We start from the raw sequence: 22,486 nt of genomic DNA, 5'->3' as shown, positions 1-22,486 counted from the left end.
CCGCCGCCGTTCCGGCCCGGTCATTACCGTTATCTGCCCCATGAACCGCTCCTAAGCCTACTCTCGAGAGCATTCTTAAGAGCAGTCCACTACCTCACGACAAGGCGGGCGCCGCCGGATGGATACCCCCAACATCGTCCTGATCGCTGCCTTGTTTGTGATAGGCGAGGGGCTGGTTCGGACTGGAGTGGCGCAGCGTCTTGGCGATTTACTGGTCCGTCATGCCGGTCCAGGCGAGGCGCGGCTCATCGTCTTTCTCATGATCATTGTCGCGGCTGTGGGCTCTTTCATGAGCTCGACCGGGGTGGTGGCGATCTTTATCCCGGTGGTGCTCCGGATTGCGCGGAATTCGAAGATCGATCCCGGACGGCTGATGATGCCCCTTAGTGTCGCAGCCCTGATCAGCGGCATGATGACCCTCGTGGCAACCGCGCCCAATCTCATCGTTCACGGAGAACTGGTTAGAGCGGGACATGAGGGCTTTGGCTTCTTCGCATTCACGCCCTTTGGCATTCCGATATTGATCCTCGCGATCGGGTACATGCTTGTTGCCCGCCGCCTCCTTGGTCAGCGCCAGCCGCCTCCCTCCCTGACGCCCCCGCAACCAAGGCTCGCAGAATGGATAAAGGAATATAGCCTGGCGGGGCGGGAGCTACGCCTGCGCGTCACGCCTCACAGCAAGCTAGTGGGCAAAAGGCTCGACGAACTCGATCTGCGCGCGAGCGCCGGCATCAATATCATCGGGATCGAGCGCAGCCAGCGCCTGTCCAAGCGGATGATGCGACCACGCTTTGATAGTGTTTTGCAGGCAAATGATGTCCTGTTCCTCGATTTCAGGAACCGTCAGCGAGAGGGTGGCGATCTCCAGGCCCGGCTCGGATTGGAGGAACTTCCGATCTCGGGGGACTACTTCACTGACCGGACACAGGAAATCGGGATGGCAGAGCTCCTTGTTCCGGCGACGTCCCGGTTGATCGGTAAAACTTTGGTCGAGGCCCGCTTCCGCACAGAACACGATCTGGCCGTGATCGGTTTGAAGCGGCGTCAGGGAGCCGTGCAAGGCAGCATCGCCGACGAGACGCTGCACCTGGGCGATACCCTTCTTGTGGTGGGCGCCTGGCGCGCAATTCGTCGGCTGCAGAGCGACCATCGAGAGCTCATCGTGCTATCCATGCCTGCCGAATTCGAAGACGTGGTGCCGGCACCGTCGCGTGCTCCGTTTGCTCTCGCCATCCTTGCACTTGTGGTGATGATGATGGCCACAGGAATTGTCCCCAATGTGCTGGCGGCTATCATCGGTGGCCTTCTCCTAGGTTTGTGTCGCTGCATCGACATGACCGATGCTTACCGCTCGATCCATTGGCAAACCCTGATCCTGATCGTCGGCATGCTGCCGTTCTCGATTGCGCTCCAGAATACAGGAGGCGTGGACCTTGCAGCCGATCTCCTGCTGGCGCTGGTGGGCGAGGCAAGTCCGCGCGTAGTTCTTGCGTCTATCTTCCTTCTGACGGCACTGCTGGGCATGTTCATTTCCAACACGGCGACAGCGGTACTGATGGCGCCGATAGCACTGGCGATTGCAGCCAGTATTGGCCTTTCGCCTTATCCTTTCGCCATGATTGTCGCACTGGCCGCATCTACGGCCTTCATGACGCCGGTTTCCTCACCCGTGAACACCCTCGTCGTGATTCCAGGCAATTACCGATTCGGGGATTTTGTCAAGATTGGTGTGCCGCTCTCGATCGTTTCTATGGCTACCAGCGTTTTGCTCGTCCCGCTGGTTTTCCCATTCTGACGCGGGGCGGTCGATTGGCCGCGCGAAGCAGGGGAGCGGGCTCGCCAGATCTCAGTCGATGCGGTCAGTGCGGGAAAGCCCCAGCTTTCGAGAGATCTCTTTGGCCCCACGTGAATGCCCAAGAGCTTCAGACAGCTTCTGCGCGGTGTCGAACTTTTCGACCCGATCTATGTCCCTAAAACCAGGCCGGGATGAGCGGGTCTGCCTCAGCACGTAGCGTCCGCCGAGTGTTCGCCAAACTTTAACAAACCCCACGTCGAAATGGGATTCGTCTATCAGAAGTTCGCCTTCGAACTCCAGATCGTTCCCGTGCGGATTCTCAACGAGAATCTCCTCTCGCATACATGGCTACTCCATCTTGATATCAGCCACCTTGCAACAAACACACTCAGCTTGTCCAGTCAGGGCTCCGCCCCCTGAGCGTTGTCGGTACACGACCACACCAAGGTCGCGCGGCGGCCGGCCGCCGCATCATTCTGGAAGCATTTCGCCATGCCGGCTTCAAGATACTGCTCGATGCAATGGAGTCTGCGGGCGTCAATATAATGCTGACCGCCAATCTGGGCCATCACATCCAACCTCAGCCCCAAGGTGTTCCGCGGTTCAGGGATCGGCGGCCCGGTTGCACCTTCTTCGTCATCAACGGGACTGACCCTCGGTCCGCCTGATCGCTCACCCTATACCACGAGGATGGTTACGACCTTCTCGACGAGACGGCAATCAGCGGTTATGGACAACGAGCAAGCGTTCCAGCTGTTGTGCGATGACAGCGCGCTTCGTGCTTGATCGCGACAGCTTGTAACGCTTGAAAATATCGACCCCTTTGACGAGCTGGTCGAAATCATGCCCCCTACACGAAACGTGCGGGCGTTCCCCTACTCGAGGGACATGGTGCCATAGGAAATGGTGCTGAACACAGCGTTTTCGTTCTGCAATGCCCCTAGGCCTGATCACTCTCGCCAACCAGAATCTCTGTTTCCGCCGTCCAAGATGGTGTTATGCTCTGTACTTATCTGCCGGGACGATGCGCAGGGTTATCGCTGGCAGGCCCTCACCACAACGCGCATCGGCTGCGATCGCGAAGGTCCAGACTACTCTCGGGAGATAAAATGCTCACTTTCCTCGTGGCGACAGACTTCACTCCGCGCTCCGATCGGGCGATCAGACGGGCCGTTCTGGCAGCACGAAAAGCCGGAGCCCGTCTGGCGTTGGTCCATGCAATGGCCAAGGAGTCCGATGATGCCATTACGCTCGAGCGAAAAGCCGACCGACTGCAAACTCTCCTTGCGGAAAGCGCCGATACGATAATTCACCATGATGGCGTGCCGTGTGAATACAGATTGATAACGGGCTCCGAATGCCGCGCGCTCACCGAAACGGCGCGAGAGTTGTCTGCCGAACTGATTGTGCTTGGGCCGCACAAACCGAACCTGCTCGAGGACGTATTCCTCGGCACGATTGCGGAATTGGTTCTCAAAGAAGCTCCCTATCCGGTCTTGATCGCCAATGGTGTGCCGTCCGCAACATATTCCAACATTCTCATAGCAACGGATTTCTCGGATAGCTCGATGAGGGCAGCACTTACGGCCGACGCAATAGGATTGCTGGAGGATGTCCGCGTGATCGCATCACATGCATTCGAGACCCAGGATCCTGGCGGTGTGCAACCCGCGCTTATCAGCTTATCAGATGATCCGCAGGCCTCTGAGCGACACGAAGCAGAGCAGGCGATGCGTGAATACGTCCGGGCAACCGGCATCGCGCCTTCCAAGACTGTGATCGTCCCCATGGTGACCGCGACCGCCGAGATGATCAGGCGAATTGCGGAACGTGAGCGGGCCGACCTCGTGGTTATCGGTACTAACAGGCGATCGGGAATTGAAAAATTCGTTCTCGGTAGCGTTGCCCAGGACTTTGTAAGAGATGCAATAATTGACGTCCTGGTTGTTCCGATCGCCAGTGCTTGAATTGGTCGGTGGCTTTTTGCGGCGCGCCGCGCGTGAACCTTGTCACAAATAGCATCGGCTTGCGGATTTGGTCGCCTTGGCTTCATCGCTCCGAGTGCATTGGGATTGCAATCGTGGCCGTAAGCGCGCGCGGTTAGCCGCGACAAATTGGCCGGATTGAGCATCCTCGGTCACTCACGAGCCGAATCCTGGACCAATGAACGAAGGGCCGCTGATGCGGATTGATGCCCGAAAGGGGACTTACCGGTCCGTCCTACACACCGAGGCCATTCAGCGCCCCGAGATTGAACGGCGGCTTTTGGTTTAACCCGTCGTTCAATTGGTGGCCTTGGAAGGGCAGCAAAGTCCGAACTGCCGACCTTCCCGGGGTCGCTTCATGGCCGCCGAGGAATGGCCAGTTTTGGGATCCGCACACGGGATACTAAGCGGCGGAGAGGGGGCGTAATACAGCCTCTAAATGGCTCGTTGTTTGTGTATCTGGCGGTGCAACGCCCAGCCAATAGTACCCGATTTGACCAAATTCTTCGGGCGACGAAGGGCTGTGTTGCAGCACAGGGTGATCAACTCGACCTACGGGGATCGGCCCAAGGCGATCCTGGGATAGAGGGAAGGGGGAGCGGGGATGGTGTCCGGGAATTGCCGGACGCCAAGAGGAGTTACCCCTGTGATCCAGACCATCAAACTCAGCAAGCTGCGCCTTTCGCCGATCAATGTTCGCACCGCGCCGGACGAGCAGCTTCAAATCGAACCCATGGCCGCGAGCATCGAGGCCAAAGGCGTCCTGCAGAACCTGCTCGTCACGCCGGCCAAGAAGCCACGCGGTACCTTCGAAGTGTTTGACGGCGGTCGCCGCTGGCGGGCCCTTCGCCTGCTGGCCGAGCGCGGCTCGATCGTCGAGACCGACTATGATGTACCCGTGATGGTGCTGACCGGTGACGATGCGGAGCTGTCCGAGACATCGACTGCCACCAACTTCCACCAGCTCAAGATGACCCCTGCGGAGGAATGCCGCGCCTTCCAGCACTTCATCGGTGCCAGCGGTGACATCGACGCGGTCGCCAAGCGCTTCGGCGTCACCCGCCGTTTTGTCGAAGGCCGCCTCCGGCTTGCATCGCTCGCCGAGCCGATCTTCGAAGCGCTGAGCAAGGGCGAGATCACCCTCGACGTCGCCAAGGCCTATGCGTCGACCGAGAATCAGGAGAAGCAGCTCCTGGTCTGGACCGGCTACCAGAACAATTACGTCACGGCAGACACGATCCGCCGCGTCATTGCGAATGAGACCCTCAAGGCGAGTGACCCGATCGCCGTTCTGGTCGGCGAGACGCGATATCGGGAAGCTGGCGGCAAGATCGACGGCGACCTCTTCACCGACGGCAATGACCGGTGGGTCAATCCCGAGATCGCGCACCGGCTTGCCGGAGAGATCATGGAAACCGAAGCCAAGCGCATCGGTGATGAGACAGGACTCGCCTGGATCCGTCCGATCGCCAGCAATTATGCGCATAACGCGGCACATGGCCTGTATCGGACGATCCTCCAGCCCCCGGCCCTGACGGAGGAACAGGCGGCTCGCCTCGCGCAAATCGAAGATCGCCGTAGTGAACTCGAGGCCGAGATGGAGGACGATTCGCTCTCCGAAGATGCGTTCAAGCTCCTGGACCAGGAGGATGACGGCCTGATCGCCGAGGCCGAAGCGATCGAAAACCGCGCTCCGGTTCTTCCCGATGAGCTGAAGCCGCACGTCGGCGCATTTCTGTTGCTGACCCCGCAGGGCGAGATGCGTCTCGACACGCAATATTACAGCGAGCAGCAGATCCTCATCAATGAACCCGGTGATGGCGAAGGCGATGAAGGGGAGGGCGGTGAAGGATCCTCTGGCGGCTTCCGCGTCGGTGGCAGTGAGCCGTCGGAACCGACCTATCGGCCCGAGGCCGTTGCGCCTGGTGGCAAACCGCTCAGCTCGCGGCTTTACGACGAACTGGCAATGCAGCGCCGGGACATCCTGGCTTCCTGCATCCTCGCCCAGCCCGCGCTCGCACTCGACTATGCGCTGTTCGTGATGGTCGATGCGCGCACCAAAACGTCGGGCCGTTACACTTACAATGCGACGAAGTACGGCACCACGATCCGCGCAAGCGGGCCGCAGGATCCCAATACCGGCGACACGCCGACGTCGCGTGCGCGGGACTATCTGGCCGAGGCCCATGAAGGGCTCGACGCTGCATGGACCGAGCACGAAAGCGAGGTTGTACGCTTCGAGGGGTTCCGGGCGCTCGACGATGACAGCAAGGCGAACTGGCTCGCTTACATCGTGGCGATCTCGCTCGAAGCGAAGCCCGGCATCAGCAACGAGCAGACCCCGCTCCACAACCGATTGGCGTCGATCCTCGAAATTGATGTTGCTAGCTGGTGGCGCCCTACGTCTGAGAACTTCTTCGATCGGGTGAACAAGGGCAGCATCCTCAGTCTGCTCGACGAGGTCGGCGGACCGGCGCTCAGCGGGCGTCATGCTTCGCTCAAGAAGACCGAAATCTCGGCGAGCTGCCAGAAGCTCTTCTCCGGCGACACCATCGTGGAATCCGAGGTCAAGGAAGCGGCGCTCGCGTGGGTTCCGAACGCGATGCGGTTCCTCGACGGTCAGCACGAGCAGGCCATCATCGATGTCGAGGATAGCGATCTCGATGAAGCCGACGAACAGGCGATCGCCGGGGACGGCATCGACCAGGATGGTCCGTCCGAAGGCGGCGAGCCGGTCACCGATGCCGGATCGGACACGCCCGCGGCCGACGACGTGGCGCTCGAGCCGGTCGCTGCCTGATCATCGCCGTGACGGGGGGCGGCGGCGCGCTGCCGGTCCCCGTCCATCGCTCACTTTCCTCCTGGGCAACTGGCCGCCGATGCTTGTCCATCGGCGGCCCCTCTTGCTCGCTCGCTGGAGCCAATCGTCATGCCCGCAAATGCACGACCGAGCCGCGATGTCGCGGCGGAGATCACCGATCTCATCATCAAGAAGCTCGAGGAAGGCGTCCCGCCCTGGAGCCGCCCCTGGCGTGTCCAGGGGAGCGGCGGACGTCCACTGCGACACTGCGGCACGCCCTACACGGGCATCAATACTTTCTACCTCTGGGCGATCGGCGACGCGAAGGGCTACCGCTCACGCTACTGGATGACGTTTCGCCAGGCCGAGGCTCTGGGTGGTCATGTTCGCTGCGGCGAAAGCGGGTCGTTATCGGTCTATTATTCAAGCTTCAAGAAGACCGAGGCCAACCCGGTCACCGGCGCGGAAAAGGAGCGGAGCATCCGCTTCCTCCGCCACTACATCGTGTTTAACGCCGATCAGATCGACGGCTTGCCAGCGTATTTCTACCCGGCGGCTGAAGAGCCCGCGCCGATCGATCCCTCGGCCCACCAGGCCGAGATCGACCGCTTCTTCGACGCGATCCCGGCCGACGTCCGGCACGGCGGCGACCAAGCCTATTTTCAGCCGACCTTTGATTACATCCAGATGCCACACCAGCGCTCATTCCGTACCATGGATCATTATGCCTCGGTTCGCGGGCACGAGACCACGCACTGGGCTGGCGGCAGCAAGCGCCTCGCGCGCACCTTCGGCAAGCGGTTCGGCGACCAGGCATATAGTTTCGAAGAGCTGGTCGCTGAGCTCGGCAGCGGGCTCGTTTGCGCGCATCTCGGCCTGCCGAATGAGCTGCACGATAGTCACGCCAGCTATGTCGCGCATTGGTTGGGCATCCTGCGAGGGGACAAGACCGCCATCATCCACGCTGCGTCCAAGGCCGAGCAGGCCTTCAACTATCTGTTGGCGTTCGGTGACGAACCAGCATTGGAAACGCGCGCTGCGCCGTCGCCCGAGGCCGATGAGCGTCTCGCCGAGGCCGCCTGAGGGAGAGATGCTCCATGGCACTTGAAACCCACATCCTAGCCTGTCTTTCGACCGGCCATGTCGATGAGAATACCGCGAAGGAAATCGACGCTCTCATCCAATATCCGCTTCCGATCGCGGCCCGTGGGAACCCTGCCATCTGGCAGGGACAGATCGTCGCGGAGCGCTGGCAGGACTATGGTTGGTTCATCTGGGTTCGATCCCCCGGACGCGATGCCATGCCCTTGTCGCTTCAGACCTGCCTCGCTGTAGCCGAGGCCGCGGGCGCCGACTGGATTCAGTTCGACCGCGACTGCGCGCCGATCGACGACCTGCCGGTCCACGATTGGTAAATTTCACCCAACTTTGAGGAGATCCCGCATGGGCTGGCTCACAATGTCCCGTTACCACATGGGCGGCCACGAGACCGCCAAGGCGTATCTGGACGCGCAATTCACCTACAGTCGAGATGTCGATGGCATCACCAAAGGGCTCAAGGTGCTCGCTTCGTCCTGCCCGCAGAACCGCACCTATTACGCTGCCGCGCAGGTCATGGTCGATGGCGTCGCGGGAGACATCTTCGCGATCGTCTGCAAGGTGATGTGGAATCCCAAAAGCAAGACGGGTGAGAACTTCGGTTACAAGGATATGGACGAGTCCATGGGCCCCTATGAGGACAGCTGCCCTGGTCGCATTCTTGTTCTGCTGACGCCCACAGACCGGGAATATGCGCTCGACTGGCGCCGTCGCTGCCGCGCCAATCTCGATCGACGCGCCCGCAAGATCGAGGACGGCGACCGCATCAAGCTCGCTTCGGCGCTCACCTTCTCTGACGGCCATGTCGGCGACGAATTCATCGTCGTGAAGCGTGGCCGGCGCCTCAGCTTCCGAGATCCCGAGAGCCGCTACGGCTACGCAATCAGCCGCTTCATGGAGCGGGAATGGACGATCGTGCCGGTGACCAGGGTCCACAAGACAATATTTGCCTGAGCCGGCTTGCCCGGACCATGATCTGCGTAAAGAGGATCTGTCATGCCTGCCCTATCCCCCGACCTTTCGTCCAAGCGCTACATCCTGTGCAGTCGCGAGAACGCCCACCGCGTCGCATCCCGGCTCTTCGACGCGCAATCGGGCCGCGTCAGCATCGTGCGAACCGGCAATCCGCTACAGCCTTTCTGCGTCTCAACGTCTCCGTCACGCGACGCTCACGTCGAAGTCGAGATCGTTTCCTGATGCGGGCGATCCTTCTTGCCGTGCTCGCCTTGGCTTCGTGCGGCGCCTCTTCCCAAGTGCTGGCAAACCAGAGCTTCGAAGCCAAGGCTCGCGCCCTCGATGGTGACACCGTGGCCGTAGATTTTCGCCTTCTCGGCGTCGATGCCTTCGAACGCCGGCAATACTGCGAACGCCGCGACGGCTGCTGGCAGTGCGGCAAAGCAGCGCAGGATCTCGCTGCGAACATGCTTCGCGGCAAGACCGCAGAGATCAAACTCACAACGTCCAGCACCTACAGCCGTCCCGTCGCCACCGTCACGGTCGATGGCGCCGACCTTGGCGAGCGGCTGATCCGTGCAGGCCTTGCTATCCCCGAGGCCCAATATCTTCGCGGCGATCCGAGGCGCGCCGCCCGCTACGAGGCGGCATTTGCCCAAGCGAAGACCAATAGGGCAGGGGCACTCGCTGGACGCTGGATCGAGCCCTCGCGCTGGCGGCGAGGGGAGCGACTGCAATGCGAGCGATGACCGCCGTGGGGCGAGGACAACAGCTGTTCCGCGACGATATCAGGCCGTGAGCGACGGATCGGCCCACCACGAAGGGCCTTGCTCAAAGTCACCGTCCAGCTTGACCAGCGGTCCGTCGGGAGCATCAGCCACATAGGGGTTGGTCAGCGGCATCCGCCTGGCCTTCATCCGCCGAACCTCGCCGGCAACGCGGCCGCGACGCTCCAACAGATCTTCGATCCATTCGAGGTCGTCGAGCATGTCGACCACGCCGCGGCCCGCCAGACAGAAGTAGATGCAGCGCTGGAAATCGTCCGCGCCGTCATTGGCAAGGATCTCCGCCAGCTTGCGCTTTGCGCCCACGTCACCCTCGTGGGTCCAGGCCACCGCTTCGCGAAGCTCGCGGACCGAATAATAGGCATCTTCGACGTCCATGCCGATCGCGGCGTTCGCAATCATGCGGCGCGTCGGACGGTTCTCGGCGTCCAGGGCTGCGTCGCGCAGCGTGATATCGAGATCAAATCGGTCGTGAAAAACAGTCTGTTTCATCGCAAATCTCCAGCGAAAGGAACGTAACGTGAACAAGTGCAACGGTCAAGCGACCTGCGACACAGCTGGGGGGAGGTGATTCCTATGTCGATCGATATCATCGTTGGACTGCCGCATCTGGGCGAAGGGCCGATCCTTGCGCGTGCCCGTGCCCTCCAGCAGCCAGCTCTTATCTCTGCAAACGGGTTATCGCGTTGGTCGATCAAACGTGGTCGGCGGGAATGGGCGGGTTGGCGAACGCGCCAGCTCCAGAACGCGCGAGGGCTCTCCGCACTCTGCCTGGATTCGGCCGGCTTCGTCGCCGCTGCACGGTATGGCGGCTTTCCCTGGACCATCGCCGACTATGTCGCGCTCGCGTCGGCCTATCCCTTCCGGTGGTGGGCCAGCGCTGACTATTGCGTCGAGCAAGAGATCGCCCGCGACCGCGAAGAGGTCGATGACCGCCTCTCTCGAACAATTCGCGCGAACAGGGATTGCCGCCGGCTTGCAGACGATTTCGGCATCGCCAGCACCATGATGCCGGTGATTCAGGGCCGCACGCCAAGCGACTATGAGCGCTGCGCCGATGCGCTGTCGGGCATGATCCGGCCGGGCACCCTCCTCGGTGTCGGCAGCATGTGTCGCCGGGATGTTCATGGTCCCGAAGGCCTCGTCGCGGTCATCGATCATCTCGACCGCGTCCTGCCGGCAGGTGTCCGCCTGCATGCCTTTGGTGTCAAAGGCTCGGCCCTGCCGTTCTTGCGCCCGTTCGCGCACCGCGTCGCGTCCATCGATAGCCAGGCCTACGGCGTAGGCGCTCGCCGGGCCGCGCTGCGGCGCGGGATCTCCAAGACCGACGCATTCGTGGCCGATCACATGGAGCGGTGGGTCGGCGCCCAGCGCGCTCGTTTGTCGGAGCGGCCGGTCCAGCTGACCGTTCAGCGGCAGCCGCCGCCACGAGACGGTCCTTCCGATGCCTGGGAGACAGCGATCGCGCAGGCCCGCGCTGAAATCCGCGACCTCATCGAGGCCGGGGATCTCGACCATGACGAGCTGACGGCGCCATGGATCGAGCAATGGGCTGCGGACATCTACCGGGATGGTTCCCGCCCCTGAATTGCGACTCGGTGACGAGCGATATTTTCCTGCCCTCGATGTCGGGGCGGACCGCCCCAGCACGCGGGGCAAATCGCTCGCGGGCGAGGTCATCTTCGGCCCAGAGGAAATTTCCAACTGCGTCGCGTCTATTTTTCGTCTGGTCGGTGGCTAGATCAAGCCGCCGTCCTGAACGTCAGATTGTATCGCAGCGCGACCGTGAGCGGATGGTCGCTGTCGGCGAGGGTGTCGACGCCATGAAAGGTCAAACGCGCCGGGCCTCCCCAGACGACCACGTCACCGTTTTGGACCGTGATCCGCTGCGGCCGATCGCCACGCGTCTGTCCGCCCCAGAGGAAGGTAGCATCGACCCCCAGCGAAACAGACACGATCGGCTGATCGAGGTTCCGTTCGTCATGATCCTGGTGCAGCGACAGCTTCGTACCCGGTTCGTAGCGATTGATCAGACAGGCTTCGGGCGCAAACCCGTCAAAGCCTGCCGCTGCCGCCGCGTTTCGCGCCATCTCGGCAAATGCCTTCGGCATAGTGGGCCAGGGGCGTCCGCTTATCGGGTCAATCTCGTCATAGCGATAGCCGCGCCGGTCCGAGACCCAGCCAAGCCGACCAGTGTTCGTCATCGCCACCGACATGCGCCGGCCACCTGGTGTCTCGAGGTGCCGGAACGGCGCCGCCTCCGCGATCCTGCCGACTGCATCGAGCAGCACGCGATCCAGCGACAGCGCGAAGCCTTCCAACAGGACGGCGCCCTGATCGAGTGCCAGCTGACGGCGGTCGAAGGCGAAGAGGTTCTCCATCATCCTGGAGTCTAGCCCAACTGCACGCGATCGTCGCCCCGACTGAGCGTCGGAGAAAGGAGAGGGGGAAGAGGGCCGGACGAGCGGATTTGCGCTCGAGACCGGAGGGCCACCCCATGCACTACGACGTCGCCATGCGCCATCAACAGGCGCTTGATCCCAGCGCCCTGACAACGATCGCCGCCACGCTGCACGCGATAGGCGCCGCCGTTACTGATTGCCACAATGCTGGAAAGGACAGCGCGACTGACGCCGCCGTGATCCTCCTTACGCGCCATCTTGGGACTGTCTGCGCTGGGGAGGCGGATGACATCGCACTTCGCCGGGCGTGCATGGATCAGATCGCCGAGATCCGCCGGCACCCCGTCTTGCGGACGCTCGCCTATCGCGGCGTCAGCAACGACGAGGCCGCCAAGCGCGTCTTCCATGCAGAAGCGCGGACCGCAATGCGCCGCCTTGCCGAGGCCTTGGAGCTGGATGCGGGGAGCTACGACATCCGCTCGACCAAGGGCGGCCCTGCCGTCTCCGGCGAGATCACGCTCCACGGCGAGGAGGTCTGGGTTCAGCTTTCCCTGGGGGCCTTCGGTCCGGACAATGAGGTCGTCTTCCGCCAGGTGCGAGGCCGCGGCGATCACTATGGTGCCCGCAATCATTGGGCTTCCGTCAACGAGTTGCTGGCGCCCGACCGGTTCGCCAGCCGGCTGCGCCGCGAACTCCGCCTGACCGCATCCGCAACCCAGCCCACGCGCCTTTTCGCCTAACCCATGAGATCGGGAGATTCCGATGTCCGTTCCCAGCCTTGTCCCGACCTTGCGGTCGGGTTCACTCGCCATGCCAGCGATCCCAGAACTCGCCATCGACTCGGAGATCATCGGTACGATCCGGGCGGGCGCCTGGATCGTGTTCAACCTCTCAGGCGGCAAGGATTCGAGCGCAGCCATGTTTGCAGTCAACCGCTACCTCGATTATCTCGGCCATCCGCGCTCGCGGCGCATGGCGATCCACGCCGATCTCGGCCGGGCCGAATGGGCGTCCACGCCTGCGACCGTCGCACATATCGCGGCCATCGCCGGTATGTCGCTCACCGTCGTCCGGCGCGCTGCCGGCGATCTGGTCGACCGCTGGATCCAACGCTTTGAGAATGGCAAGCGCCGCTACGAGGCGCTTGAAACCTACAACCTCATTGGTCCGTGGTCTTCGGCTTCGCTCCGCTTCTGCCAGTCGGAAATGAAGGCGGCGGTCATCGGCCCTGCGGTCGCGCGGTTGCTCCCTGGCGAGCGGATCATCTCGGTGCTTGGTCTCCGGCGCGACGAGAGCCACAACCGGGCTGCGATCCCGATCGCCAAGACCGACCAGCGCTACGCCAAGACCGGGAACCGCCGGGGCACGATCATGTCGCTCTGGAACCCGCTCGCCGACTGGACCGCCGCCGACGTGTTCCGCGCGCACGAGCTCCTCGGTATTCCGCTGCACGAGGCCTACACGGACTGGGGCTCGACACGCCTGTCATGCCGCTACTGCATTTTCGCCTCGCTGCACGATCTGCGGGCATCAGCCGCAGCGCCGCCGAACGGCGACGTCTATCGTGAGCTTGTCGGCATCGAAGCGCGCTCGACATTCCCTTTCCAGCCGACGCGATGGCTGGCCGACGTCGCGCTGGACCTGCTCGGTTCCGCCCTTCAGGCGGACGTCGTCCGCGCCAAGGCCGACCAGGCGGAGCGTCGGCGCATCGAGGCCGCAATGCCTGCCGGCCTACGCTACGTCGCCGGTTGGCCGCCGCGCATTCCTACACGCGCCGAGGCCGAGGACATTGTCGCGGCACGCCGTCCGATCCTCGCCCGTCACAGGCTCGAGGATCGCTACTCCTCGGTTTCCGCCATTTTGGACCGATTTGCCGAACTGATGGCAGCCGGTGCCCGAAAGCGTGCCGCATGATCAAGATCAAGGCTAAATTCGACCAGTTCGACGTCTCGGCGACCATCGGCGGCCTTGCACCTCTTGGCTGGCGTTTCTGGACGCTCGCCGGCTTCCCCGGCGATCCTGTCGAGCCGCGACCTTATGGCGGCTCGCGCTGCCTCCCGCTTGCCATGATCGACATCGACGGCAATGCGCGCTGGCTCTGCGCGATGGAGCTAGACCGATCCTTCCGTCTCTTCGGCAGCCACGACCTCTTCCCCTGCGCTGAGCAGGATGGGGCCAAGGAATTCGCTCGCGAGATATTCCAGCAGCACGCGCAGCAGCCCAAGCTGCTCTGACCAGGACCTGCATCATGGAAACGACCCGCAGCCAACGCTGGCGGGATCGTCGCGCCCTTTGGGCGCGCGATCTCACCGTCATTGACCCCAAGGCCTACGCCGTCGACGTCATCGACCACAGCGCGGCCCGTGCGTTCATCGCGCAGCACCACTATTTGCCGACCTATCCCGCAGCGCGGATCGCGGTCGGGCTGTTCGGCCGCAATGCTATCCTCGAAGGTGTTGCCGTCTTTGCCGTTCCGACGACGAACGCCGTCATCGCGAGGCATACGGGGTTTGACGATCCAGAGCGCGGCTGCGTTCTTGCGCGCCTCATCCTCACCGATGCCGTGCCGCAGAACGGCGAGAGTTTCTTCGTCGCCCGCGCTTTCCGGCATCTGCGGCGGGAGCGGCCGAACATCGAGGCCGTGGTCTCCTACAGCGATCCCGGTGCCGGCCATATCGGCCGGGTCTATTGCGCGCTCTCGGCCGCGCACCGCGCCGTGACGAAGCCCCGCACTGTCTTGCGCGCCGCCGGGGTGACGATATCGGGCCGAACCCTTTCGAAAATCCGCCTCGGCGAACAGGGCCACGCCGGCGCGATCGACCACCTGGTCTCGCTCGGCCTCCCGAGGCCGACCACGCTCGAAGAGCCGGCCGCATGGCTCTGGCGGCTTGAGCGCGAGCGGCTGCTCGTGCGGCACCAGCAGGCTGGCCTCTTCGCCTACTGCTTCGAACTCACCCGCGAGGCGCGTCGCCGCGGCCACGCGCTACCGCGCCTGCCGTACCCGAAGGCGCTTCCATTCGCGCACCCGACGCTTCCACTCTTTCCGCCGCAGGAGATTTGAAATGGCCGACATTACGACCTTGCCCGTCATGACCACAGCCGATGCCGAGAGCATCGGCTGTGCCCGCTTCAACGACGTTCCAACCCTCCCGATCGACATTCCGGACGAAAGCTTCACGCTCAGCGCCAGGACGACGGACGGCCGGCGCATCACCTTCTTCTTCGGCGAGTATCAGCGCGGCGCGGCGCCAAGCTTCGTCGACATCCAGTATCACGACCACGGCGCGACCATCCCGAACGCGAATGGCGGCCGATCACCGATCTTCGACATGCTGACCATCGGCCTGGGCGGTCGACAGGCCTTCGACAGCCGCAAACTTTCCGACGACGACAAGTCCTCGATCGCCGTCATCCTCCTGGGCGAGCCGCGTGCGGCCGCTCCATCGATTCGAAAGGACTAGACATGTCCGTCTATGTCGCTCGCTACACGCGACTGCATCCCCAGCTGTGGGGCCCCTATTCGATCACCGCCTACCCGCACGGCTTCCACGATTGGCCGCCAGAACTGGCCGACCCCGTCTGGACGCCCAACGCGCGGGTCATCACGGCAGGCGGTGCGGCCTCTCAGCCGCTCGCCGACTGCGCCACGCTCGATGCCGCGATCGATGCATGCTGGGCACATTTCGCGACCCTCGACCAGCAGGGGTGCCGGTCATGTTGAACCCATTCCAACGCGCGTGCACTGACGTTTACGGCGATGGTGACTTCGCCCATGTCCAGGATCTCGAGCAGGCTCGCGAGGCCGGAGACACGCTCTTCGCCTTTCTCATGATCGAGCTCGCATCGAGCGAAGGGTGCGATGGCGGCGAGGAGGCGCTTCGCAGGCTCGATATGGCGGTCGCCGACATCCAGGCCGTGGCCGCGGCAATTCAGCGCGGCGGAACCGCCGCGCGCTGACGAGGGGAGGGGGGACGAAGAGGCGGCGATTTGCCGCTTTTCAAGCCCGAGGCCCTCCGATGTCATCCAGCCCTACCATCCTGCCGACCGACGAACCGAGGCCGATCGACATCATCGCGGTCGCAGCGCCGCCACCTGTTGTTCTTGCCTATGGCATCGGGGTCGATTCCACGGCGCTCCTCATCGAGCTGGAAGCGCGCGGAGAAGCGCCGGACCTTGTTCTCACGGCCGATCCCGGAGCCGAGAAGCCGGAAACCTACGAATATCAGAAGCTGATCGCTGCCTGGATGGTGGCACGGCACATCCCTTATGAGGTGGTCCGCTACGTGCCCCGGCGGTTCAAGCATTGGCCGCCCTATTATTCGATTCTGGCGAACGTACTGACCAATGCGACCCTGCCCAGCATCAGTCTTGGTCGGCACAGCTGCTCGCTCAAATGGAAGGTCGCGCCGCAGGACGCCTTCCTGAAACAATGGGCGCCAGCCAAGGCCGCGTGGGCACGCGGTCAGAAAGTCGTCCGGCTGATCGGTTATGACGCATCGCCCGCCGACACACGTCGCTACGCCCACGCCTCCGCACTCGACGACCCGCTCTTCGATTGCCGTTATCCGCTGCGCGACTGGAACTGGACGCGCGACCGATGCGTAGCACGTATCGAGGCCGCAGGATTGCCGGTCCCGCCCAAGTCGAGCTGCTTCTTCTGTGGCGCAATCCGGCCCGATGAAGTGCGCGCGCTGCCCCCATGGTGCCTGCGGTTGATCGTCCTGATCGAGGCGCGGGCCGAACCGCGACTTCGCACGGTCGAGGGCCTCTGGCGCCGATCGACGAAGACCAAGCCCGGCAGGATCACCGATTTCATTCGCGGCGAGCGGCTTCTTCCCGAGGCCGAGATCGATGCGATCCGCCGCGACGCGCCGACTGACCTGATCCGCTTCCAGGACGCCGCCAGCATCGTGCCCGTCGGTGAGCGGCCCACGATGGAGGAATGGCTCGATAGGTTCAACGCAGGCCTGATGGAGGCAGTATGACCGAGCAGACACGCCGCATTGCAGAGCTCAACGACCGGTGCCGCCAAGGCCTCGATCGCAGCGCCCGTATCGTCATCACCGCGTCCTGCCTCGCAACGCTTGCAAGGGAGGGCGGCGTGGCGGACCAAATTCTCGCCCAGGCCGGAGTGATGGCCGCTGTCCGCCGGTACGTCTTCAAGCCCGAGGATGGCTGCGAGCGCGCACGGGGCGAGCTCATCGTCGCGGGCCACACCGTCCGCTTCACGATCGACTATTACGATCTCTCGCTCGAATGGGGCTCCGAGAACCCCGCTGACCCTCTCGTCACGACGAGGGTCATGACAATCATGCTTCCCTCCGATGATTGATCATTCGATTGCTCCAAATGCCTCAGCAGAGAGAGAGGGGAGGGGGATCGGGAAATGGGAGCAATTCCGCTCGTAGCAGGAGCCCCAGCATGTCCCTTCCCAGCGTTGTTCGAAGCCAGGTCGATCGCGCGGCCGTCACCAAGGTGACCCGCCTTTTCAACAACACCATCGGCGACGTCCTTGCCGAGCTTATCCAAAACGCCCGTCGCGCCACCGCCACCAGCGTCATGCTCCAGACTTCCCAGGTCGAGGACGGGGTCCAACTTAGCGTGTCCGACGACGGCGTCGGCATTGACGATCCTACGGTTGTTCTCGCGCTCGGCAGATCTGGCTGGACCGACAGCGTGGCACGGCGCGAAGATCCTGCCGGCATGGGCGTCTTCAGTTTAGCTGGCCGCCATGTCAGTGTCCGTTCACGTCCGCGTGCCGCGGAACTCGGTTGGCAGATCGACATTGCGGCTCATGCCTGGGAAGATGGCTCGCCTATCCCAGTCGCTTCGTGTGATCGACCGATCGGCACGGAGATCGTGCTATCGCTCGATAAGGCGTGGTCCGACACATTGGACGCTGCCGCGCGCGCCGCGGCGCGCCACTGCCCGATCCCGGTCTTCCTCAATGGGGAGGAGCTGAAGCGATTGGATTGGCTCGACGGCGCCTGCGCCATCTATCGAGAGGGCGGCGTTCGCATTGGCGTGTTCGATGATCGCCGTGCGAATGTTCATAGCCACTCGATCAATTTCCACGGCGTCACCGTCGGCGGCGGTTTTCCCTCTATCGTCGAAAAGCACGGCTATTGGTGCGCACGCGTCGATATCACCGATGCGCCAGCACTGCAGCTCGTCCTGCCGGCGCGCAAGGAAATGGTCGAGAATGAAGCGCTCGCGCGCCTGAGGCGCGAAGTTCGTCGCGCCATCTACCGCTTCATCGCGACCCGGCCCGCGCATCGCCTCGCTTACGACGAGTGGTGCGAGGCTGCGGAGCTCGGTATCAGCCTTCCCGAGGCCGTGCCGCTGCTGACGCACTGGGAGCCGGCGAGCGCCGACGTCCATGTGGGAATCACACCTTCGGAGATTGAGGCGACCGAAGGCCTGTTTATCGTCGAGGGCTCCATTCCCGCGATCGAGCAGTCCGCCCATCTCGCACTGTCCGAAGACAAGGCCTTCGAAGGACGGCTTGTGGCGCCCGATCCCAAAATGGTGGGCTATGACTGGTACGATCGGCTCTCGCGTATCACCGGCATGGCGTTCGAGATCGAGCTCAACGGGGAGACCATGCACTACAACGACGCTGAGTTTCCCGGTCTCGCAAGCGGGCCGGTCGACGCGGCCAGGCTCGTGCTGACAATCACCGGCCCTTCGGGCGACACAAGTGCGACCATCACTGCACCTGCTGTTATTGAATATGACGACAGCAGTTGTTGGGACGTCGAAGAAGCGGCCGTCATCATCGCGTCGCCCGAGGCCGTGACGGCCGAAGACATCGTAGACCTGCTTGAGGGCACCTGCTTTTCGCCGAGCGAGGACCGTGACGCGGATAGCTGGGACACTCAGCACGACCGTTTTCTGCTCGACGCCCGCGAGATCGCAATCTGCATTCTCCACGGCGACGATGCCGCGATCCTCGAGCGTCTGCGCACCGTGCTCTCGGACCGTGTCCAGTGGTTCGTTCCCGAAGGCCGACAATTCCGTGCAGTCATCGGCCGCAACGGACTCGAGATCGCAATGGAGCCGGCTCAACCGGCCCAGGCCTGACGCCGCCCACCACCAATTGGAGGAAACAGCATGCGGCGGATAACACCGGCCGGGCCCGAACATGGGCAAGCGATAGCGATAGCGGTTGAGCGCTTGCGCGAAGCCCGTACCCTTCTTCGGCAAGCCGGCGCGCGCTAGGCGGCGTCTGCGGCGGGCAAGGCGATCAGCAGCGCTGAAGGTGCTGCGCGCCACGTGCAACACAGGATCCGGAGGACGACCCAATGAGCCGGCATGACCTTCAACCCAAGGCCGACAAGCCGGACATCGTTCGCGCGACGGTCGGTTGGGACCGACCGCTCCAGACCTTCTTCGCCCAAGTCTTCTTCCGCACCGAGGAGGAGCCCGACGAAGGCGAAGCCCTGATCTGGGCCGGCACCGAGCCCGGAGAACTACCCACCGCCGAGGCCGCGATTGCTGTTGTCGCGCCTCATGTCGATGTGCCCGCTGATCTTGCCGAACAGCTGATGTCCGAGATGCGCGAGACGGTCGGCATCAAGGACGGATGCCAGCAAGCCGCAGCCAAACGGTCGCTCTTCGGCTCGATCCACTGATCAGCCGCTGACGCTCTCGCGTCAGTGATCTCACGGCCGATGTGGCCGCCTCTCGAATACCCCTTCATCCACCCGCGTCGCCGACCTCGTCGGCAGCGCTCAACGTCGTGCGCCCTCGGCGGCGACCAACAAGGAGGCACCTATGGCAGACCGTGTTTCAGCGTCGATCATTATCGGCGGATCGCTCTCGACATCGGCTTTCGCCGAGCTTGTCGCGATCATTGGCAACGAGGGCCTTTCCATCGACTGGGACGGCGAGGCCTTCGAGCCGGACCATCGCACTGTCGGTCAGCCACTCAGCCTGTGCGCGCACGAAGTCGCCTGGGGCTATTTCGACGAGCTCGAAAGCTGGTGCGTGGGGAACCAGGTCCCGTTCGCCAGATGGTCTGGCGGCTATGGCGGCGAGTGGGGGCCGCAGCGGATCGTCCATCAAGGTGACGGGAGGCTGATTTCCTACGCGGTCACCGAGGACGACGTTGTCGTCATCGCGCGCGAAGCGCTCGAAAAGCTCGGCTCGTTTGAAGCGGTCCTCGCATATTTCGCCGCCGCCGATTTCGCCGTGCTGCCGCTCGTCGTCGAAGGGGATGTCCTCGAGCCCGCCGCACCGATCGACACCCCCTCTCGTGCCGAAGGATCAGCGCATGTCGAATAGTTACACCAAGGCCGCATTTTGCCTGGCCGTTACCGCCTCCGAGGCCGACCTCCTTCGCCGGGTCATCGCCGCGATCGAGATAATTGGCGATGCCCATATCAGCATCGACGCGCTTGAGGCGCATTATGCGACCATGGGCGCGGACTTCGCTGCGCTCTTCCCGCGCACCGAACTCAGCCCGTTCGACGGTCTGCTTGCTCTCTTCCCCGACGAGAATTACCTAGCCCTCGACTTCGATATCGACATCGGGGAACCGGATGCGGATGGGCAGGCCATCGTCTTCCTCTCGGGCGAACAGTTCGACATCGAAACCGCCGCCAATCTGATCCAGCGCTGCGCGCGATCAGCGCTCCCCTTCGGGTTCGAATGGGCGGCTGACCATGATCGTCTGCGCCCCGACGAATTCGGAGGCGGCTACGTCGTCATCACCGAGGCCGACATCGAATATGGCAGCACCGGGCGGATGCTCGACCGCGCGCTCGCGCGGACCCGCGATGAAGGTGCCGATGGGTTCGTGCTCGCGACACGGCACGCCGAATATGGCCTTAGCTTCTGGAATGATAGCGACGGGTTCGATCGTCTCGCCCGCGCGCGGATCTTCTCGGAGGCCGAGGCCGCGAACTTTGACGTGTCGCTCGCAAACGATCAGCCGGAATGGCTCGCCATCCCAGCGCCACTTCTTCTCTGACCCGCATGCTGTGGTTGCACCTGCAAGGAAGACCTATAGCTTCGGCGCTCGGAGACAAAAGATGACCTCGATCCCGACCGACTATGATTCCGCGCGCGCGGCGCTAACCCGCCTCTTGCCGATCGCGATGAGTGACACCGGTCAGGCGCGCCGTGTCGCCAACTTCCTGATGGCTTGGTGGAACGGCCCCGAGCTTGGCCATTTCGAGATCGCCGACCTGTTCGGCCTCGACGTCGCGATCGCCAACGACATCACCACCGTCATCGGCTTTCTCGGCCAGAATGATCGCGGTGCCGTCTATATCGACAGCCTCGGCTTTGCTGAAGAGATGCAGGACATCATTGCGTTGTGGCGCTCGCCCGCGCCGCCGCCCAGCACCTGACTCCCTTTACGACATCATAGACGGCATTGAACGACCCGACGGCGCTGAAGTAGCGCGCGTCGGAGCGGCGCTGGCGCGCCTTACTCGGCCGAACGGCCGAGGAGTTGAGTGGGTGAGAGAAGGTGTTCGGACAAGGGGTTCGAGCGCACAATCTCAGGAGAATACCCATGAACATCGGCACCATCACCCAGAACGCCGCCGGCACCTACACCGGCAAGATCTCGACGCTGACCGTCGCGATCGTTATCGCACTGCGCACTGTCCAGTCCGCCAATCCGCGTGCGCCCAAGTTCGAGATCCTCGCACTCTCGGCCGCTCGCCAGTGGGTCCAGGTCGGCGCATTGTTCGAGCTCTCGTCCAACTCGACCGGTGAGACCTTCCTCAACGGCAAGATCGAAGATCCGAGCCTCGACAAGCCGCTCTACATCTCGGCATTCCGTCAGGAAGACGGCTCCTACAACATCGTCTGGTCGCGCCCGACCCGTCGCCGCGATGCGCCGAACGACACGGTCACCGCCGATGACGGTCTGCCGCCGCTGCCGGGTGCCGACGAGCCTGCTGCTCCTGCTCCCGCTGGCGGGGATGGACTGGGCGAATCCTCGGCCGACGGCGCGTTCGGGGGCGAGCCTGCTCCCGCTGGTCGGCGCCGCCGCACTCCGGAGATGGCCGACTGATCGGCAACACCTTCTCCGCCTAACTTCACAGGGCTCGCTTCGCACATTCGCGAAGCGGGTCCTGTCTCTGTTTCGCTGGCTCCGCCGCCGCGCGCGCCATCACTCTCGTGCTCGTCGCAACGTTCTTGCTATTCTATAAAATGTCTATTTTGACCATTATTGAGTTGTGATTGCCTGAGAGGGCACCATGCGAAAGCGCGAGGCCCTAGGCGAATCAAACAGCCCGGAGACATCATATGGCATCTGCCGCACCTGAAAGGAACTTTGACCAGTTCACCGCGGTCAAGCTGACCGATGCCCACAACCGCCTCGGCCAGATCGTCGACGACTGCCAGCGTGAGCCCGTCATTCTGCAGAAGCATCAGCGGCCACGCGCTGCGATCGTCAGCATGGAATTTCTGGAGCATGCGCTGGAAGCGCTGCACGGCTATCGCGAGGTCATAACCACCGAGACGATGACCGATGAGCAAAAGGCCCACCTTGAAGCTGCCCGGCCTAGCGCCGCAGAAATCGCCACCGACAAGTGGGACGACGAGCGCGACCCCGTTACCGAGACCGGGCGACGTTCTAAACTACGTCTACCTTTTCAAGCGTGACGCCGACGCGGGCCGCGATGAAGGCGTCAAGGCCCGCCCGG

General features: G+C 63.1%; 29 protein-coding genes. 25 read left to right on the top strand and 4 right to left on the bottom strand.

Annotation, left to right across the window (positions count from 1 at the left end):
* The first annotated feature begins 118 nt into the window (after positions 1–118).
* Entirely contained in the window at positions 119–1,795 is a 1,677-nt protein-coding gene (locus SxD43FB_RS14235) for an SLC13 family permease (protein WP_096062748.1), read from the top strand.
* Between the two features lie 51 nt (positions 1,796–1,846).
* On the opposite strand, the gene SxD43FB_RS14230 is transcribed toward SxD43FB_RS14235, so the two are convergent.
* Both SxD43FB_RS14230 and SxD43FB_RS25280 read right to left on the bottom strand, forming a co-directional pair.
* On the bottom strand, positions 1,847–2,137 hold the full coding sequence (locus tag SxD43FB_RS14230) for a hypothetical protein (protein ID WP_096062747.1): 291 nt from the start codon (positions 2,135–2,137) through the stop codon (positions 1,847–1,849).
* 59 nt (positions 2,138–2,196) lie between these two features.
* Positions 2,197–2,364: a hypothetical protein gene (locus tag SxD43FB_RS25280; protein WP_176482790.1), complete on the bottom strand. Its 168-nt coding sequence runs from the start codon at positions 2,362–2,364 to the stop codon at positions 2,197–2,199.
* Positions 2,365–2,904: 540 nt separating this feature from the next.
* Here SxD43FB_RS25280 and SxD43FB_RS14225 point away from each other — a divergent pair.
* From SxD43FB_RS14225 to SxD43FB_RS14195, 7 genes are all read left to right on the top strand, one after another.
* On the top strand, positions 2,905–3,762 hold the full coding sequence (locus SxD43FB_RS14225; RefSeq protein ID WP_176482789.1) for a universal stress protein: 858 nt from the start codon (positions 2,905–2,907) through the stop codon (positions 3,760–3,762).
* A gap of 664 nt (positions 3,763–4,426) precedes the next feature.
* Positions 4,427–6,580, top strand: coding sequence for a ParB/RepB/Spo0J family partition protein (locus tag SxD43FB_RS14220; RefSeq protein WP_096062745.1), 2,154 nt, complete (start codon positions 4,427–4,429; stop codon positions 6,578–6,580).
* Positions 6,581–6,709: 129 nt separating this feature from the next.
* A complete protein-coding gene (locus SxD43FB_RS14215) occupies positions 6,710–7,663 on the top strand; it encodes a zincin-like metallopeptidase domain-containing protein (protein WP_096062744.1) in 954 nt (317 codons plus the stop codon).
* 14 nt (positions 7,664–7,677) lie between these two features.
* On the top strand, positions 7,678–7,995 hold the full coding sequence (locus tag SxD43FB_RS14210; protein ID WP_096062743.1) for a hypothetical protein: 318 nt from the start codon (positions 7,678–7,680) through the stop codon (positions 7,993–7,995).
* A 28-nt stretch (positions 7,996–8,023) separates the two neighbouring features.
* On the top strand, positions 8,024–8,632 hold the full coding sequence (locus tag SxD43FB_RS14205) for a hypothetical protein (protein ID WP_096062742.1): 609 nt from the start codon (positions 8,024–8,026) through the stop codon (positions 8,630–8,632).
* Positions 8,633–8,674: 42 nt separating this feature from the next.
* A complete protein-coding gene (locus tag SxD43FB_RS14200; protein ID WP_096062741.1) occupies positions 8,675–8,875 on the top strand; it encodes a hypothetical protein in 201 nt (66 codons plus the stop codon).
* Positions 8,875–9,381 carry a thermonuclease family protein gene (locus tag SxD43FB_RS14195; RefSeq protein WP_096062740.1) on the top strand — a complete coding sequence of 169 codons (507 nt, stop codon included), beginning with the start codon at positions 8,875–8,877 and terminating at the stop codon, positions 9,379–9,381. The genes SxD43FB_RS14200 and SxD43FB_RS14195 overlap by 1 nt, the downstream gene beginning before the upstream one ends.
* Before the next feature lie 39 nt (positions 9,382–9,420).
* Here SxD43FB_RS14195 and SxD43FB_RS14190 read toward each other — a convergent pair whose 3' ends face one another.
* A complete protein-coding gene (locus SxD43FB_RS14190) occupies positions 9,421–9,909 on the bottom strand; it encodes a hypothetical protein (protein ID WP_096062739.1) in 489 nt (162 codons plus the stop codon).
* Positions 9,910–9,993: 84 nt separating this feature from the next.
* Between SxD43FB_RS14190 and SxD43FB_RS14185 the strand changes: the two genes are divergently transcribed.
* The gene (locus SxD43FB_RS14185) at positions 9,994–11,004 is read left to right on the top strand and encodes a hypothetical protein (RefSeq protein ID WP_096062738.1); all 1,011 of its coding nucleotides are present in this window, start codon (positions 9,994–9,996) and stop codon (positions 11,002–11,004) included.
* Positions 11,005–11,159: 155 nt separating this feature from the next.
* On the opposite strand, the gene alkB is transcribed toward SxD43FB_RS14185, so the two are convergent.
* Entirely contained in the window at positions 11,160–11,801 is a 642-nt protein-coding gene (gene alkB, locus SxD43FB_RS14180) for a DNA oxidative demethylase AlkB (protein ID WP_217988799.1), read from the bottom strand.
* Between the two features lie 113 nt (positions 11,802–11,914).
* Here alkB and SxD43FB_RS14175 point away from each other — a divergent pair, with 113 nt between their 5' ends.
* The 16 genes from SxD43FB_RS14175 (at position 11,915) to SxD43FB_RS14095 (ending at position 22,445) form a co-directional block, all read left to right on the top strand.
* Entirely contained in the window at positions 11,915–12,559 is a 645-nt protein-coding gene (locus SxD43FB_RS14175; RefSeq protein WP_096062737.1) for a hypothetical protein, read from the top strand.
* Between the two features lie 22 nt (positions 12,560–12,581).
* Entirely contained in the window at positions 12,582–13,733 is a 1,152-nt protein-coding gene (locus SxD43FB_RS14170; RefSeq protein ID WP_255245735.1) for a phosphoadenosine phosphosulfate reductase family protein, read from the top strand.
* Entirely contained in the window at positions 13,730–14,053 is a 324-nt protein-coding gene (locus tag SxD43FB_RS14165; protein WP_096062735.1) for a transposase, read from the top strand. Before SxD43FB_RS14170 ends, SxD43FB_RS14165 begins: the two co-directional genes overlap by 4 nt.
* A gap of 14 nt (positions 14,054–14,067) precedes the next feature.
* Positions 14,068–14,880, top strand: a complete 813-nt coding sequence (locus SxD43FB_RS14160; protein ID WP_096062734.1) for a hypothetical protein — start codon at positions 14,068–14,070, stop codon at positions 14,878–14,880.
* A gap of 1 nt (position 14,881) precedes the next feature.
* Positions 14,882–15,280, top strand: coding sequence for a hypothetical protein (locus tag SxD43FB_RS14155; RefSeq protein ID WP_096062733.1), 399 nt, complete (start codon positions 14,882–14,884; stop codon positions 15,278–15,280).
* A gap of 2 nt (positions 15,281–15,282) precedes the next feature.
* The gene (locus SxD43FB_RS14150; RefSeq protein ID WP_096062732.1) at positions 15,283–15,540 is read left to right on the top strand and encodes a hypothetical protein; all 258 of its coding nucleotides are present in this window, start codon (positions 15,283–15,285) and stop codon (positions 15,538–15,540) included.
* Positions 15,534–15,776 carry a hypothetical protein gene (locus SxD43FB_RS14145; RefSeq protein ID WP_096062731.1) on the top strand — a complete coding sequence of 81 codons (243 nt, stop codon included), beginning with the start codon at positions 15,534–15,536 and terminating at the stop codon, positions 15,774–15,776. The genes SxD43FB_RS14150 and SxD43FB_RS14145 overlap by 7 nt, the downstream gene beginning before the upstream one ends.
* Positions 15,777–15,835: 59 nt before the next feature.
* Positions 15,836–16,804, top strand: a complete 969-nt coding sequence (locus tag SxD43FB_RS14140) for a hypothetical protein (protein ID WP_096062730.1) — start codon at positions 15,836–15,838, stop codon at positions 16,802–16,804.
* Positions 16,801–17,151, top strand: coding sequence for a DUF3768 domain-containing protein (locus SxD43FB_RS14135; RefSeq protein WP_096062729.1), 351 nt, complete (start codon positions 16,801–16,803; stop codon positions 17,149–17,151). Before SxD43FB_RS14140 ends, SxD43FB_RS14135 begins: the two co-directional genes overlap by 4 nt.
* An 89-nt stretch (positions 17,152–17,240) precedes the next feature.
* A complete protein-coding gene (locus SxD43FB_RS14130) occupies positions 17,241–18,902 on the top strand; it encodes an ATP-binding protein (RefSeq protein WP_096062728.1) in 1,662 nt (553 codons plus the stop codon).
* A 221-nt stretch (positions 18,903–19,123) separates the two neighbouring features.
* Positions 19,124–19,453 carry a hypothetical protein gene (locus SxD43FB_RS14120; RefSeq protein ID WP_096062727.1) on the top strand — a complete coding sequence of 110 codons (330 nt, stop codon included), beginning with the start codon at positions 19,124–19,126 and terminating at the stop codon, positions 19,451–19,453.
* Between the two features lie 142 nt (positions 19,454–19,595).
* Positions 19,596–20,105 (top strand): hypothetical protein, encoded by a 510-nt coding sequence (locus SxD43FB_RS14115; RefSeq protein WP_176482788.1) that lies wholly within the window; start codon positions 19,596–19,598, stop codon positions 20,103–20,105.
* Positions 20,095–20,793: a hypothetical protein gene (locus SxD43FB_RS14110; protein ID WP_096062726.1), complete on the top strand. Its 699-nt coding sequence runs from the start codon at positions 20,095–20,097 to the stop codon at positions 20,791–20,793. The genes SxD43FB_RS14115 and SxD43FB_RS14110 overlap by 11 nt, the downstream gene beginning before the upstream one ends.
* 61 nt (positions 20,794–20,854) lie before the next feature.
* On the top strand, positions 20,855–21,175 hold the full coding sequence (locus tag SxD43FB_RS14105) for a hypothetical protein (protein ID WP_096062725.1): 321 nt from the start codon (positions 20,855–20,857) through the stop codon (positions 21,173–21,175).
* A 167-nt stretch (positions 21,176–21,342) separates the two neighbouring features.
* Positions 21,343–21,849, top strand: a complete 507-nt coding sequence (locus SxD43FB_RS14100; RefSeq protein ID WP_096062724.1) for a DUF736 domain-containing protein — start codon at positions 21,343–21,345, stop codon at positions 21,847–21,849.
* A 236-nt stretch (positions 21,850–22,085) separates the two neighbouring features.
* A complete protein-coding gene (locus SxD43FB_RS14095; RefSeq protein ID WP_096062723.1) occupies positions 22,086–22,445 on the top strand; it encodes a type II toxin-antitoxin system Phd/YefM family antitoxin in 360 nt (119 codons plus the stop codon).
* Positions 22,446–22,486 lie beyond the last annotated feature (41 nt).

Source organism: Sphingobium sp. D43FB (assembly GCF_002312805.1).
Taxonomy (GTDB): Bacteria; Pseudomonadota; Alphaproteobacteria; order Sphingomonadales; family Sphingomonadaceae; genus Sphingobium.
The sequence above is the reverse complement of the archived record's forward strand: the minus strand, read 5'-3'. Positions and strand labels throughout refer to the sequence as shown.